This is a genomic window from Tessaracoccus sp. MC1627 (assembly GCF_014164725.1).
Lineage (GTDB): Bacteria > Actinomycetota > Actinomycetes > Propionibacteriales > Propionibacteriaceae > Arachnia.
The window spans coordinates 210037-225379 of the sequence record NZ_JACJGA010000007.1 but is presented as its reverse complement, the minus strand read 5'-3'; the positions used below and the strand labels follow the sequence as shown (position 1 = coordinate 225379).

Below are 15343 nucleotides of genomic sequence, written 5' to 3'. Positions count from 1 at the left end.
GGTTGAGGGCGCCGAAGTACAGCCGCGCCGGGGGTCGAAACGAGAACGTAACACCTTGGGCGTTACCGGTGGCTGGCCCTCTCCAGCAGCTCCGCGGCGTGCTCCACGCCCTTCTCCGAGGAGGCCTGGCCGCCCATCATCCGGGCCAGCTCCGCGGCCCGCTCGTCCTCGTCGAGCCGCCTGACCCCTGAGGTGGTGACCTGACCGTCCGAGGACTTGTGGACCACGAAGTGTGCGTCGGCGAAGGCCGCCACCTGCGCCAGGTGGGTGACGACGATCACCTGGGACCGCAAGGCAAGCCGCTGCAGCCGCCGACCGATCTCCAGACCCACGGCACCGCCCACCCCGGCATCCACCTCGTCGAAGACGAAGGTGTGGCCCTCCGCGCCCGAGGCGAGCACCACCTCCAGCGCCAGGCGGACCCGCGACAACTCACCGCCAGAGGCCACCTTGCCCAGCGGCGCGGGCGAGGAGCCCGGATTGGCTGAGAACAGGAGCTCGATCCGGTCCGCCCCGTGCGGTCCCAGCGGCGCCTCCCCCACTTCGAAGCGCAGCTCGGCGTGCGGCATGGCCAGCGCCGCGAGCTCGTCCCGGACCCGGGTGGACAGCTCGGTCGCGGCCCGTCGCCGGGCCTCGGAGATGGCGGCGGCATCGGCGGCCAGCTGCGCGTCCAGCTGGGTCAGGCGGGTGCGCAGCTCTGTGATTCGCTCGTCGCTCCCGACGAGCTGTCCAAGCCGATCCTCCGCCGCGTCGGCCCACTCCAGCACCTCCTCGACGGTGGCGCCGTACTTGCGGGTCAGACCGGCCAGCTGCGCGCGGCGCGCCCCCACCGCCTCCAGGCGCAGCGGGTCGGCCACCAGGTCGTCCAGGTAGCCCGCCACCTCGGCCGCCAGGTCGTTGGCCAGCATGCCCAGCTCCACCGCGCGCGCTGCGAGGGCGCCGGCCCGGTCGTCGCGGTCAGCCAGCTGCGCGAGCGCCTTGCGCGCCTCACCGAGGAGCGCGACGGCGCTGGGCGCGTCGTAGTCCGTCTCGGAGCCGCTGAGGTCCTGCTGGGCGAGGCTGCCGAGGCGTCGCAGGTCGTCGAGGTCCATGAGGAGCGATTGCTCCGCCGCCAGAGCCCGGTCCTCGCCCGGCTGCGGGTCGACGGACCTGATCTCCCCGAGCCCGAATCGCAGCATGTCGGCTTCGCGTGCCCGGGCCATCGCCTCGTTCTCGAGCAGGTGCAGCTCGGAGGCGGCGTCGCGGCGCTCGGCGTAGGCGAGACGGTAGTGCGCCAGCTGAGGGGGACGTGCATGGGCGTCGAGCAGGTCGCGCTGGCGGTCAGGGGAGGAGAGGCGTAGCTGCCCTGACTGGCCGTGGATGGTGGCGGCGTCGCTGATCAGGTCCGCGAGCGCGGCGACCGGGACGCCGGCGCCCCCCACCACGGCCCGTGACCGCCCGGTGGCCGACACCTGCCGGAGGGTGATCACCTCACCGTCGTCCGCGTCTCCGCCCAGCTCACGGACGCGCTCCACCATCCAGGGGGGAAGGACCCACCGGCCCTCCACGACGGCACGGTCGCGGCCGCGGCGCACGATGCCCGCATCGGCACGCGCCCCCAACAGGTGCCCGAGCCCGGCCACGACCATGGTTTTGCCTGCACCGGTCTCGCCGGTGAGTGCGGTCAGCCCGGGGCCGAGCTCCAGCTGGGCCTCGTCAACCACCCCGAATGCCGTCAACCGCAGCGCGGTAAGCATCAGCGATCGCTCCGCTTCCGCCATCCGTCGATGGGGAGGGCGAACTTCTTCACGAGCCGCGTGGTGAACGGCTGCTCTCCGATCCTCGCGATGCGCACCTGATGACGGTGTGAACGCACGCTCACCCACTGCCCTGGGGCCAGATCGTGGCTGCGTCGCCCGTCGCACCACAGCATGCCGAGGGTGTGGGAGTCATCAGGGAGTTCGAGTTTGACCACCGACGAGGGGCTGAGCACCATCGGCCGGTTGAAGAGTGCGTGCGCGGCCAGCGGCACCACCAGCATGGCCCGGACGTCCGGCCACACCACCGGACCGCCGGCCGAGAACGCGTAGGCGGTGGATCCGGTGGGCGTTGCCACAAGCACGCCGTCGCACCCCCACCGCGACAGTGGTCGCTCGTCGATGCTGACGAGCACGTTGAGCATGCGCTCCCGGGCCAGCTTCTCCAGCGACACCTCGTTGACGGCCATCGAGGACCAGGTGAGGTCCCCCCCGGCGTCGCGCACCTCCACCTGCAGGGCAAGCCGCTCCTCCACCAGGTACAGCCGGTGGGCAACCACCCCTGGGAGTGCGTGGATGTCTGAGGGCTCCAGCTCGGCCAGGAATCCCACGTGCCCCAGATTCACGCCGAGCAGCGGCACGCCGAGCGGCAGCGCCCACTCGGCCGCTCGCAGGATGGTGCCGTCACCTCCGAAGACGACGGCCAGCTCTGCTGGGGTTCCGTCCAGCGGGTGGATCCGTGCGCTCGGCACCCTGCCCCGGAGCCGGTCGAGGTCGTTGGGGAAGACGATGAACCCGAAGCCCATGGCGTGAAGGTCTGAGATGAACTGCGCCGCCTTGTCGATGGCCTCATCGCGCTCCGGGTGGACGAGCACCGCCACAGTTCGTTGCATCACCCCTCCACCCTACCGAGTGAGATGCACGAAGTACTCCACGTTTCCGGACGCCCCTGGGAGGGCGCTGCGGGCACGCCAGCGCTCGCTCCACCCCAGCTCGTTGGCTGCCAGCACCACATCGTCGACGCAGCGGCGCCTCGCGTCGTCGTCGCGGACCAGTCCGCCGCTGCCCAGGAGTTCCCGGCCCACCTCGAACTGCGGCTTCACCAGCAGTAACGCCTCCCCATCGGGCGCCAGAACGGAGAGGAGCTGCGGCAACAGCAGGCGCAGGGAGATGAACGACACGTCGCCGACGACGAGGTCCACCGGCACACCGTCGATGTGGTCCAGGTTCAATGAGCGGAGGTTAAGTCCTTCGTGGACCCGCACCCGCGGATCGGCCCGCAGCGCGGGGGCCAGCTGCCCGTGGCCCACGTCGACGGCGTAGACCAGCGACGCACCTCGCTCGAGGCAGACCTGGGTGAAGCCGCCCGTGGAGGCGCCGGCGTCGAGCACGCGCCCCTGCACGGAGATCCCCGCTCCGTCCAGCGCTCCGATGAGCTTGTGGGCCGCGCGGGAGACCCACGGCTCGGCGTCGGCGGTGAGGACATCGGTTGGGCCGACGGGTGTGGACGGTTTCCTCACCACGCGCCCGTTGACGGTGGCGCGCCCATCGGCGATCAGGAGGGAGGCGTGTGTCCGCGACCGGGCGAGCCGGCGGTCGACGAGCGCTAGATCAAGCCTCACGGCCCACGCCGGGGATACCCGGCTGGCCAACGCCGGGGTCGTTGTTGAGCACGCCCGCGAGGACTGCCTGTGCCTCAGTCAATCTCGCGGTCTGCTCCTCCACAGGCAGCTCCTCGACGCCCTCGAGGCCGGCCATGACGCTGACGACCACCTCGCTGCGGCGCACGTCCGACGGCGCGGCAGCGCGCGGCGTGGGGACGCTCACCTGAGTGTGTCGAGGGAGTTCAGCACGGCCGAGATGTCGACGCCGTAGCGCCATCTGGCCTGCAGCCCAGCCCAGAGGGCATCGAGCTGCTCGTCCCGGGTCACCGGCTTCGTCGAGAGGTAGCCGTGGTCGTCCATGAGGTCGACTTCCTGGTAGCCGCAGACAAACCGCTGCCCGATGATCTCCACCTCGCGCGGAGGCTCCAGCAGGGCGGAGGCGTCGTAGCCGATGTAGGTGGGCCGGTACTCGGGTCGAGCATCGGCGAGGTCTGCCTTGCCGTGGGCACCGGTGAAGACGAACAGGGAATCCATGGCCACCGTGTTGGCGCCGAGAATGTCCGTGTCGGTGCGATCCCCGACGAAGATCGGGCGGTCCGCGCCGATGCGCCGGACGGTTTCGTCAAGGAGTGGACGAAATGGCTTGCCGGCGATCTTGGGATCCACGTCCACGCAGACCCGCACCACGGCGAGCTGCGACCCGAGGCCGGGAACGATTCCGCGGTCCGACGGGCGGGTGAGATCCGGATTGGTGGCGTACCAGGCGGCCCCTCGCTGAACCGCCAGGGCGGCCTCTTCGAGCCGATGCCAGGCGATCGTCGGGCTGTACCCCTGCACGACGGCGACCGGGTCATCGTCGAGTGAGCCGACGACGGTGAACCCGGCCCCGCTCAACTGTTCCTCGAGGGCGTTGGTCCCGACGGCGAGGACGCGAGATCCGGCGGGGAGGTCCGCCTCCAGCATGCGCAGCGTCGCCTGCGTCGAGTTGACCACGTCGGCCTCCTCCGCGTGGATGCCGAGCTCCGTCAGGTGCTCTGCCACCGTCGCGGGGGTGCGTGCGGCGTTGTTGGTGACGAAGCCCAGGCGGGTGCCACGTGAGCGGAGCTCGTCGAGCGCCTCGGCAACCCCCTCGACGGCGTAGGGGCCCAGGTAGATCACCCCGTCGAGATCGAACAGCGCCGCGTCATAGGCGGCTGCCAAGGCCAGCATCAGTCCTGCTCCTCCTCCGCGACACCGCCGTCTTCGGCGGCCCGCTCCTCGTCCTCATCAGCGCCCGAAGGCTCATCCTCGCTGAGCTGCTCATCATCGACGCCCTCAGCCTCGACGTCACGCTCGGGCTCCGGCTCGACCTCCAGGTCGAGCTGCGGCTCCGGCTCGAAGTCGAGCTCCGGCTCAACCACCTGGAGTTCGGGTTCGTCGCCCTCGAGTTCCGAATCCTCTGGCTCGACCTCGGTGTCGCGAGACTCATCGCCCACATCACCCTCGGGTTCGTCGTCCTCGTCACCCTCGGGTTCGTCGTCCTCGTCAGCCTCGGGTTCGTCGCCCTCGAGTTCCGAATCCTCTGGCTCGACCTCGGTGTCGCGAGACTCATCGCCCACATCACCCTCGGACTCGTCGTCATCCTCCTCGTCAGGCGTGAAGTCTGGCAGGACCACACCGTCGAGCTGAGCGATTCGATCCGAGGTGTCCAGCTCCGCGCCCTGATCGAGGGCCGCCGCAGAGCTGAACCACTCCCGGGCTCCCTCCACATCGCCCTCCTCCTCGAGAAGGTTGGCGTAGGCGTAGCGGAGACGTGCCTGGCCGAACGGGGGCCCGACCTTGCGGCTGATCGCGGCCTGCAGAAGTCGCATTGCCTCAGCCCGCTGGCCGAGATCGGCGCGGATGCCCGCCTCAACCAGGAGGCACTCCATCCTCAGCCACATGTCCTTGGTCTTCGGATCGAGCTCGGCCAGGACCTCGAGGGCATCGCGCGGCCGGCCGAGGGCGCGTTCACAGTCGGCGATGACGGGGATCAGCTGATCGCCCCCGGACATCCGACGAATCGCCCTGAATTCACGCAACGCGATCGCGTATTCACCGGCAGCGTAGGCGGTCTCCGCGGCCGCCTCGCGGACGATCGGGAGCCGGCCCGCTCTGCGCCTCGCGGCCTCAGCGTGCCGGAACGCGAGTTCGGGATCCTCGTCCACCAGCTGACCGGCTGCCCAGATGTGGGCTCCGACGATATCAGCCAGGTCCTTGGGCAGACCCTTCAGTTCGGCGCGCACGCCCACGGGCAACTCGGACTCCACGAAGCCCGACGGCGTCGCCGGTTCGTCGATCTTCGGTGCTGTCCCGGGGCGATAGGTGCGTTCTTCGCCGTCACGCTGAGTCCGCTGCGGGCGGTCACCACCCTCGGGGCGTGATCCACCACGGTTGTCATCCCGACGGGACCCACCACGGCTGTCGCCACGGTTGTCCCACTGACGACGCTCACCATCCGGACGCAACCCACCACGGTTGTCATCCCGACGAGGCCCGCCACGGTTATCGCCACGGTTGTCCCACTGACGACGCTCACCATCCGGACGGGACCCACCACGGTTGTCGCCGCGGTTGTCCCACTGACGACGCTCACCATCCGGACGGGACCCACCACGGCTGTCGCCACGGTTGTCCCACTGACGACGCTCACCATCCGGACGCAACCCACCACGGTTGTCATCGCGACGAGGCCCGCCACGGTTATCGCTGCGGTTGTCCCACTGGCGACGCTCACCATCCGGGCGTGATCCGCCGCGGTTGTCGCTGCGGTTGTCCCACTGACGGCGTTCGCCCTCGGGGCGTGATCCGCCACGGTTGTCATCGCGACGGGGTCCGCCGCGGTTGTCGCTGCGGTTGTCCCACTGGCGACGCTCACCATCCGGACGGGACCCACCACGGTTGTCGCCGCGGTTGTCCCACTGACGACGCTCACCATCCGGACGGGACCCACCACGGCTGTCGCCACGGTTGTCCCACTGACGACGCTCACCATCCGGACGCAACCCACCACGGTTGTCATCGCGACGGGGTCCGCCGCGGTTGTCGCTGCGGTTGTCCCACTGACGGCGTTCGCCCTCGGGGCGTGATCCGCCACGGTTGTCATCGCGACGGGGTCCGCCGCGGTTGTCGCTGCGGTTGTCCCACTGGCGACGTTCACCCTCGGGGCGTGATCCGCCACGGTTGTCATCGCGACGGGGTCCGCCGCGGTTGTCCCACTGGCGACGTTCACCCTCGGGGCGTGATCCGCCGCGCTTGTCCCACTGACGACGCTCACCATCCGGACGCGACCCACCACGATCGTCGTCCCGGCGCGGAGCCCCACGGTTCTCCCCTCCCTGGCGACCTCCGTGGTCGCGCTGTGGTCGGCCGTCGCCGGCGCCTCGGCGATCGTCACTCGGTGTAGAGTTATCAGTAGACATACATCCATCTTCTCAGGCAAGGCCAGTTCCGCCCAATCGCTCACAGCATGAGACGCCAGAAGTCGGCCGTGAGTCCCAGGCGAACTCTGGGTGTGGAAAAACAAAAAACCCCCTGACCGAAGTCAGGGGGTTTTTTAAGTCCGGCGGCGTCCTAGTCTCCCACAAGGTCCCCCTTGCAGTACCATCGGCGCTGAGAGGCTTAACTTCCGGGTTCGGGATGGGACCGGGTGTTTCCCTCTCGCTATGGCCACCGAAACACTATTGAAATAGTGTCGGTAATCCGCGACAGTTTCAGTTGTCGACGGTTCCCGACCGTATCTCGGGAACCTCACAGTGGACGCGTAGCATCTTTGTAGAACAAGCCCTCGGCCTATTAGTATCGGTCAGCTCCGTGCATTGCTGCACTTCCACATCCGACCTATCACCCCATGGTCTATAGGGGGCCTTACCAGATTATTCTGTGGGAGCCCTCATCTTGAAGCGTGCTTCCCGCTTAGATGCTTTCAGCGGTTATCACTTCCCAACGTAGCCAACCAGCCGTGCTCTTGGTAGAACAACTGGCACACCAGAGGTTAGTCCGTCCCGGTCCTCTCGTACTAAGGACAGCTCTTCTCAAGACTCCTACGCGCGCAGCGGATAGGGACCGAACTGTCTCACGACGTTCTAAACCCAGCTCGCGTGCCGCTTTAATGGGCGAACAGCCCAACCCTTGGGACCGACTCCAGCCCCAGGATGCGACGAGCCGACATCGAGGTGCCAAACCATGCCGTCGCTATGGACGCTCGGGCAAGATCAGCCTGTTATCCCCGGGGTACCTTTTATCCGTTGAGTCCTGGCGCTTCCATGTGCCACCAGAAGATCACTAGTCCCGACTTTCGTCCCTGCTTGAGATGTCTCTCTCGCAGTCAAGCTCCCTTGTGCACTTACACTCGAAACCTGATTGCCAACCAGGCTGAGGGAACCTTTGGGCGCCTCCGTTACCTTTTAGGAGGCGACCGCCCCAGTCAAACTACCCATCAGGCACTATCCCTGATCCAGATAATGGACCTAGGTTAGATAACCAAAGTGACCAGAGTGGTATTTCAACGATGACTCCACCTGAACTGGCGTCCAAGCTTCAAAGTCTCCCACCTATCCTACACAAGTCACTCCGATCACCAATACCAAACTATAGTGAAGGTCCCGGGGTCTTTCCGTCCTGCTGCGCGTAACGAGCATCTTTACTCGTAGTGCAATTTCGCCGAGTCCATGGTGGAGACAGCGCCCAAGTCGTTACTCCATTCGTGCAGGTCGGAACTTACCCGACAAGGAATTTCGCTACCTTAGGATGGTTATAGTTACCACCGCCGTTTACTGGGGCTTAAGTTCAAGGCTTCGCCGAAGCTAACCCTTCCCCTTAACCTTCCAGCACCGGGCAGGAGTCAGTCCGTATACATCGTCTTACGACTTAGCACGGACCTGTGTTTTTAGTAAACAGTCGCTTGGGCCTGGTCTCTGCGACCCTCGACGCTTTCGAAGTAAATTCTAATACGTCTCAGGTCCCCCTTATTCCGAAGTTACGGGGGTATTTTGCCGAGTTCCTTCACCATGGTTATCTCGATCGCCTTAGTATTCTCTACCTATCCACCTGTGTCGGTTTGGGGTACGGGCGGCTAATATCTCGCTCACGAAGCTTTTCTAGGCAGCATAGGATCACTCTTACGATTACCAAAGTAATCGACCCATCATGTCTCAGGCACATGAAACGCGGATTTGCCTACGTTTCGCCCTACGCACTTAGCCCGGGGATATCCAAACCCGAGAAGAGCTACCTTCCTGCGTCCCTCCGCAGCTTGCCTAATACAAGTTTGGGTCGCAGACTCAGTCAACCTCGGTCCGAAGACCTCCGTTGACCTTGCGTGCTTAGCATTACTCGCCTCAGCATTGGCGATATTTCGCCGGTACGGGAATATCAACCCGTTGTCCATCGACTACGCCTGTCGGCCTCGCCTTAGGTCCCGACTTACCCAGGGCAGATTAGCTTGACCCTGGAACCCTTGGATATTCGGCGGACGGGTTTCTCACCCGTCATTCGCTACTCATGCCTGCATTCTCACTCGTGTGCTCTCCACGGCTGGGTTACCCCGCCGCTTCACTGTGCACACGACGCTCCCCTACCCATCCATACAACCTTACGGTCATGCGTATGAATGCCATAGCTTCGGCGGATAACTTGAGCCCCGCTAAATTGTCGGCGCAGAATCACTTGACCAGTGAGCTATTACGCACTCTTTCAAGGGTGGCTGCTTCCAAGCCAACCTCCTGGTTGTCTCCGCAACTCCACATCCTTTTCCACTTAGTTATCGCTTAGGGGCCTTAGCTGATGATCTGGGCTGTTTCCCTCTCGACTATGAAGCTTATCCCCCACAGTCTCACTGCCGCACTCTCACTTACCGGCATTCGGAGTTTGACTGATTTCGGTAAGCTTTTGGGCCCCCTAGACCATTCAGTGCTCTACCTCCGGTAAGAAACATGCGACGCTGCACCTAAATGCATTTCGGGGAGAACCAGCTATCACGGAGTTTGATTGGCCTTTCACCCCTATCCACAGCTCATCTCCTCGGTTTTCAACCCAAGTGAGTTCGGGCCTCCACGACGTCTTACCGTCGCTTCACCCTGGCCATGGATAGATCACTCCGCTTCGGGTCTAGAGCATGCGACTGAATCGCCCTATTAGGACTTGCTTTCGCTACGGCTTCCCCACACGGGTTAACCTCGCCACATACCACTAACTCGCAGGCTCATTCTTCAAAAGGCACGCCGTCACCCTTGCGGGCTCCGACGGATTGTATGCGATCGGTTTCAGGTACTATTTCACTCCCCTCCCGGGGTACTTTTCACCTTTCCCTCACGGTACTTGTCCGCTATCGGTCACCAAGGAGTATTTAGGCTTAGCGGATGGTCCCGCCAGATTCATGCGGAATTTCAGGGGTTCCGCATTACTTGGGGTTACGCTCGAGAGTGAATAACTTACGTCTACAGGAGTGTTACCTTCTTTGCTGTGGCCTTCGCAGCACACTTCGACTTCGTTAATCATTTTTTACTCTCTGACTGCTTGACAGCACAGTCTGAACGGCCCCACTACACCCCAATTGCAACGCCTGTCAGCTATCACACAATTGAGGTTTGGCCTCTTCCGCTTTCGCTCGCCACTACTCACGGAATCACGGTTGTTTTCTCTTCCTGCGGGTACTGAGATGTTTCACTTCCCCGCGTTCCCTCCAACTGCCCTATGTGTTCAGGCAGAGGTTGCCGGACATGACTCCGGTATTTCAAGGTTTCCCTATTCGGAAATCCTCGGATCAAAGCTCGTTTACCAGCTCCCCGAGGCTTATCGCAGGTTACAACGTCCTTCTTCGGCTCTTGGTGCCAAGGCATCCACCGATCGCACTTAGTAGCTTGTTAATCTACAAAGATGCTCGCGTCCACTGTGAAGTTCTCAAGATACGGGCGGGCCCAGGCTGGCCGGCATCATAGATGCCTTTCGACCTGGTCCGCGTTGAAAGGGGTTGCTTGCGCAACCGACCCTTCAGGACCCAACAGCGTGCTCAGGTGTCGCTTCGACTGACTGACTTTCCACTCCTGATTGCTCAGGTTGTACTGACAGACCGACTCCACTTCACTTAATGGTCAATGTTCCACGATTCCGGTGCCTGCCTGACCGAAGACGAATGCTTCGGAATCAGACATTGGACTGAGACGCTATGCGCTCAGTCTGAGGCTCCTTAGAAAGGAGGTGATCCAGCCGCACCTTCCGGTACGGCTACCTTGTTACGACTTAGTCCTAATTACCGGTCCCACCTTCGACGGCTCCCTCCACAAGGGTTAGGCCACCGGCTTCGGGTGTTACCGACTTTCATGACTTGACGGGCGGTGTGTACAAGCCCCGGGAACGTATTCACCGCAGCGTTGCTGATCTGCGATTACTAGCGACTCCGACTTCATGGGGTCGAGTTGCAGACCCCAATCCGAACTGAGACCGGCTTTTTGAGATTCGCTTACCCTTGCAGGTTCGCAGCTCTTTGTACCGGCCATTGTAGCATGCGTGAAGCCCTGGACATAAGGGGCATGATGACTTGACGTCATCCCCACCTTCCTCCGAGTTGACCCCGGCGGTCTCCTATGAGTCCCCGGCATTATCCGCTGGCAACATAGGACGAGGGTTGCGCTCGTTGCGGGACTTAACCCAACATCTCACGACACGAGCTGACGACAGCCATGCACCACCTGTAAACCGACCATAAAGGGGCATCTATCTCTAGATGTTTCCGGCATATGTCAAACCCAGGTAAGGTTCTTCGCGTTGCATCGAATTAATCCGCATGCTCCGCCGCTTGTGCGGGGCCCCGTCAATTCCTTTGAGTTTTAGCCTTGCGGCCGTACTCCCCAGGCGGGGTACTTAATGCGTTAGCTGCGGCACGGAGAACGTGGAAGTCCCCCACACCTAGTACCCACCGTTTACGGCGTGGACTACCAGGGTATCTAAGCCTGTTTGCTCCCCACGCTTTCGCTTCTCAGCGTCAGGAAAGGTCCAGAGAACCGCCTTCGCCACTGGTGTTCCTCCTGATATCTACGCATTCCACCGCTTCACCAGGAATTCCATTCTCCCCTACCTTCCTCAAGTCTGCCCGTATCGGAAGCAGGCTCAGGGTTGAGCCCTGAGTTTTCACTCCCGACGTGACAAACCGCCTACAAGCTCTTTACGCCCAATAATTCCGGACAACGCTTGCGCCCTACGTATCACCGCGGCTGCTGGCACGTAGTTAGCCGGCGCTTCTTCTGCAGGTACCGTCACTTTCGCTTCGTCCCTGCTGAAAGCGGTTTACAACCCGAAGGCCGTCATCCCGCACGCGGCGTTGCTGCATCAGGCTTTCGCCCATTGTGCAATATTCCCCACTGCTGCCTCCCGTAGGAGTTTGGGCCGTATCTCAGTCCCAATGTGGCCGGTCGCCCTCTCAGGCCGGCTACCCGTCGAAGCCTTGGTGAGCCGTTACCTCACCAACAAGCTGATAGGCCGCGAGTCCATCCTTGACCGCCGGAGCTTTACAACCTCCCCGATGCCGAGGAAGTTCATATCCGGTATTAGCACCTGTTTCCAGGTGTTATCCCAGTGTCAAGGGCAGGTTACTCACGTGTTACTCACCCGTTCGCCACTCGTGTACCCCCGAAGGGGCCTTACCGTTCGACTTGCATGTGTTAAGCACGCCGCCAGCGTTCGTCCTGAGCCAGGATCAAACTCTCCATTGAAATTTATCGGTGCAGGCCGAGGCCTGTTTAACCGTCAATCTAATTTTGGTTTGAAACTGACAGGATCCATTGCTGGATCTATCAATATTCATTCAAAGGAATCCGTACGTGACCGAGGTCACGTGACGGGTTCGCAATTGCAAGGCAAGCCCTGCAATGTGCATTTTTGGCATTGACTTTAAGCACGCTGTTGAGTTCTCAAGTTTCGGGTGCGTCCCGCGCCTCTGTCTCTCGACTTCCGCTTGGGGCAACTCGATCAACTTTACTTTGGAATGTTTCGCCTGTCAAATCGGCGAGTTCCTCAGTTTAGTTGTTTGCCGCTAGGCGGCTCGTCCAACTTTACTCTCTTGCGTTCGGCCTGTCAAATCGTTCTGACAGCTTCGAGCTGCTTGCAAGTGGCTTGAAATCCCTATTGACTAGGGCTTTTAGCCTTGAACTCCGCTTTCGCGGCTTGTCCTACGTTACTCACTCTGCTCACCCCTGTCAAACCGCTTGGTTTGGGGCCGACCGCTATTGAGTTGTTGCCGGTTGCCGGAGCAACCTGTGGAACACTACCCGAGTCCCTCTGGCCGATCAAATCGACTTCTTCGGGGCCGCACTCGCCGCCCGGGCCTTGAGCGGGTTCTTGTTGAACACACACTCGCCCGACCTTGTGAGTTTGGGTGGTGGCTTCGGGTCCGTCCTGATCGTCCGGTGCACCGTCGAAGCTTGATGAACCTTACACACCCCGCAGCGGCCGTGCAACTCGACGCTGGTGAGCCTTTGGGAGTGCCTCAAGGCGCGGCGTAGCCTTGCGCAATGAAGACGCTCCGTTCCCCTTGGCCGGTCCTGGCGATCCTGCTGGCTACGGGCTGTGCGCCCATGGGGTTGTCCCCCGCCGGACCTGATGAGCCACAAGCCACACAGTCCACCGTCTCGCAGGACGGACAAACCCCGCAGGCCAGTGGGAGCGCGTCCCCGTCCCCGAGCGCGGCGCCGTCGACCACCGTCCCCCCTCGGACGGTGACGATCAACGTCAGCGGCGACCTGCTGTGGCACAACTCCCTCTGGAACAGTGCGGAGGTGGACGCCAAGGTCACAGGCGCCCCTCGTTTCGATTTTCTCCCCCAGCTGGAATCGCTCCAGAGCTACGTCTCGGCGGCGGACATGGCCATCTGCCACTCGGAGGTTCCCTTCGCCGCCGTCGACGGGCCCTTCCGGAACTATCCCCTGTTCGCGGCACCCCAGGAGATCGCTCCCGCGATCAAGGCCGTGGGCTGGGATCTCTGCACCACGGCGTCGAACCACACCATGGACGCGGGATGGGAAGGCCTCGTGCGCACGATCGACGTGCACCAGGCTGCGGGCATCATGACCGCCGGCTCGTACGCCACCGAGGCCGCGGCCAACACCCCCGTCGTCTACACCACAGCCTCGGGCGTCAAGGTAGCCGTCATCAGCCAGACGTACGGCCTCAACGGGATTCCGAAGGCCGAGGGCAAACCGTGGTCGGTCGAACTGCTCGACGCTGACCTGGCCATCGCCCAGGCTCAGCGTGCCCGTGAGGCAGGCGCCGACCTCGTCGCGGTGCACATCCACGCAGGCGACGAGTACTCCAGCAGCATCAACGAACAGCAGCGCCTGTATGCGGAACAGGTCACCGCCTCGCCCTACGTGGACTTCCTCTTCGGTCAACACGCCCACGTCGTCCAGCCCATCGATCGGGTGAACGACAAATGGGTGGTCTACGGAGCGGGAAACCTCATCGCCTCAAGTGGACCGGCCCAGCCGCTCACCTACGACGGCTACGTGGCCCAGGTCACCTTCACCGAGCAGGGCGGAGGAGGCTTCGCCGCCACCGCAGCCGAGTATGCGCCCACCATGATCACCAAGCACAGCAGCAGCAATCCCGCGCGCGTCTACCTGATCCCCGACGAGCTGGCCGCGGGCACCTCACTGGAGGACGAGATGCAGGCCTCCGCCGCGCGCACCCGCGCCACCGTGAACTCACTCGGCGTGGAGGGCTTGACGGAACGCGGGTGACTCAGGAGCGGTAAACCCCGCCCACCGTCTTGCGCCCTCGTCGGAGGACAGCGAAACGCCCGTGCAGGAGGGTTGAGGGCGTGAGCATGAGCTCCGGGTCCTCCACCTTCACGTTGTTGAGGTAGGCGCCGCCCTCGGCGATGGCGCGCCGCGCGGCGCCCTTCGACTCGACCACGCCGGACAGCGCCAGCGCGTCGACGATGGATACGTCCGCGTCGACGCTCTTGGCGCCCACCTCACTCAGCACCGTCTCCAGCGTCTGTGGCGTCAGGTCTTCCAGCTGCCCCCGCCCGAAGAGCGCTCCAGCGGCGTGCACCGCGGCCTGCCGCTCGTCGACTCCGTGCACAAGGTCCGTCACGTCGTCTGCCAGGGCGCGCTGCGCCTCCCGCTTGAACGGAGCCTCGACCGCGGAGCGCTCGAGAGCCTCGATCTCCTCCCGTGAGCGGAACGAGAACACCTTGAGGTAGTCGATGACCTTGGCATCCTCTGCGTTGAGGAAGAACTGATGGAACGCGTACGGCGAGGTCAACGTCGGATCGAGCCAGATGGTGCCGGCCTCGGTCTTGCCGAACTTGGTGCCATCGGCCTTCGTCAGCAGTGGCGTGGCCATGGCATGGACGTGCCCCTGGTCGCTGCGCCGGATGAGCTCGACCCCGGCGGTCAGGTTGCCCCACTGGTCCGAGCCGCCCGTCTGCAGCGTCACGCCGTGACGCCTGTGCAGCTCGCGGTAGTCCATCGACTGCAGCAGCACGTAGGAAAACTCCGTGTACGAGATGCCGGACTCCAGCCGCCGGGCGACGACGTCGCGCGCGAGCATCCTGTTGACGGGGAAGTGCTTGCCCACGTCGCGGAGGAAGTCCAGGACCGACATCTGGCTGGTCCAGTCGAAGTTGTTGACCATGGTGGCGGCGTTGGGCCCCTCGAACAGGACGTAGCGCTCGACCTGGGCCCGGATCCGCTCCACCCAACCCGCCACGACGTCGGCTGAGTTCATCACACGCTCTCCGGACTGCTTCGGATCCCCGATGAGGCCCGTAGCACCGCCTACCAGCAGGAACGGCTGGTGCCCCGCATCCTGAAGCCTTCGGGCCAGCAGAAGCTGGACCAGGTTGCCGGTGTGCACGCTCTGCGCGGTGGGATCGAACCCCACGTAGAACCTCACCGGGCCGTCGTCCAGATGCGCCGCCAGCGCATCGGGGTCCGTCGAGTGGGCAATCAGGCCACGCCAGCGAAGGTCGTCGAGCAGTGCGTTCAC

The 15343-nt window shown here is 63.5% G+C and carries 9 protein-coding genes and 3 rRNA genes; 1 reads left to right on the top strand and 11 read right to left on the bottom strand.

What is annotated here, in order from left to right; translation table 11 throughout:
• Positions 1 to 62 precede the first annotated feature (62 nt).
• The 10 genes from recN to H5399_RS14590 form a co-directional block, all read right to left on the bottom strand.
• Complete coding sequence (recN, locus tag H5399_RS14635) at positions 63 to 1760, bottom strand: DNA repair protein RecN (RefSeq protein WP_255422339.1); 1698 nt, start codon at positions 1758 to 1760, stop codon at positions 63 to 65.
• Positions 1736 to 2629, bottom strand: a complete 894-nt coding sequence (locus H5399_RS14630) for an NAD kinase (protein WP_182784034.1) — start codon at positions 2627 to 2629, stop codon at positions 1736 to 1738. The genes recN and H5399_RS14630 overlap by 25 nt, the downstream gene beginning before the upstream one ends.
• Positions 2630 to 2641: 12 nt before the next feature.
• Complete coding sequence (locus H5399_RS14625; RefSeq protein ID WP_182783912.1) at positions 2642 to 3358, bottom strand: TlyA family RNA methyltransferase; 717 nt, start codon at positions 3356 to 3358, stop codon at positions 2642 to 2644.
• A complete protein-coding gene (locus H5399_RS14620; protein WP_182783910.1) occupies positions 3348 to 3563 on the bottom strand; it encodes a hypothetical protein in 216 nt (71 codons plus the stop codon). The genes H5399_RS14625 and H5399_RS14620 overlap by 11 nt, the downstream gene beginning before the upstream one ends.
• Positions 3560 to 4549, bottom strand: coding sequence for an HAD-IIA family hydrolase (locus H5399_RS14615; protein ID WP_182783908.1), 990 nt, complete (start codon positions 4547 to 4549; stop codon positions 3560 to 3562). The genes H5399_RS14620 and H5399_RS14615 overlap by 4 nt, the downstream gene beginning before the upstream one ends.
• Positions 4549 to 5604 (bottom strand): tetratricopeptide repeat protein, encoded by a 1056-nt coding sequence (locus tag H5399_RS14610; RefSeq protein ID WP_182783906.1) that lies wholly within the window; start codon positions 5602 to 5604, stop codon positions 4549 to 4551. The genes H5399_RS14615 and H5399_RS14610 overlap by 1 nt, the downstream gene beginning before the upstream one ends.
• Entirely contained in the window at positions 5589 to 6755 is a 1167-nt protein-coding gene (locus tag H5399_RS14605; protein ID WP_182783904.1) for a hypothetical protein, read from the bottom strand. Before H5399_RS14605 ends, H5399_RS14610 begins: the two co-directional genes overlap by 16 nt.
• Before the next feature lie 163 nt (positions 6756 to 6918).
• Positions 6919 to 7035: ribosomal RNA gene (gene rrf / locus H5399_RS14600) — 5S ribosomal RNA — on the bottom strand.
• A gap of 98 nt (positions 7036 to 7133) precedes the next feature.
• A 23S ribosomal RNA gene (locus H5399_RS14595) occupies positions 7134 to 10224 on the bottom strand.
• Between the two features lie 324 nt (positions 10225 to 10548).
• Positions 10549 to 12066: ribosomal RNA gene (locus H5399_RS14590) — 16S ribosomal RNA — on the bottom strand.
• Together the 16S, 23S and 5S rRNA genes form the textbook arrangement of a ribosomal RNA operon.
• A 1002-nt stretch (positions 12067 to 13068) precedes the next feature.
• Between H5399_RS14590 and H5399_RS14585 the strand changes: the two genes are divergently transcribed.
• Positions 13069 to 14088, top strand: coding sequence for a CapA family protein (locus H5399_RS14585; RefSeq protein WP_182783902.1), 1020 nt, complete (start codon positions 13069 to 13071; stop codon positions 14086 to 14088).
• A gap of 1 nt (position 14089) precedes the next feature.
• Here H5399_RS14585 and tyrS read toward each other — a convergent pair whose 3' ends face one another.
• Positions 14090 to 15343, bottom strand: coding sequence for a tyrosine--tRNA ligase (tyrS, locus tag H5399_RS14580; RefSeq protein ID WP_182783900.1), 1254 nt, complete (start codon positions 15341 to 15343; stop codon positions 14090 to 14092).

What these genes read in the sequence shown, in the direction of transcription:
- recN (WP_255422339.1), bottom strand. Translation starts at nt 1,760, where the DNA reads ATGGCGGAAGCGGAGCGATCGCTGATGCTTACCGCGCTGCGGTTGACG.
- H5399_RS14630 (WP_182784034.1), bottom strand. Translation starts at nt 2,629, where the DNA reads ATGCAACGAACTGTGGCGGTGCTCGTCCACCCGGAGCGCGATGAGGCC.
- H5399_RS14615 (WP_182783908.1), bottom strand. Translation starts at nt 4,549, where the DNA reads ATGCTGGCCTTGGCAGCCGCCTATGACGCGGCGCTGTTCGATCTCGAC.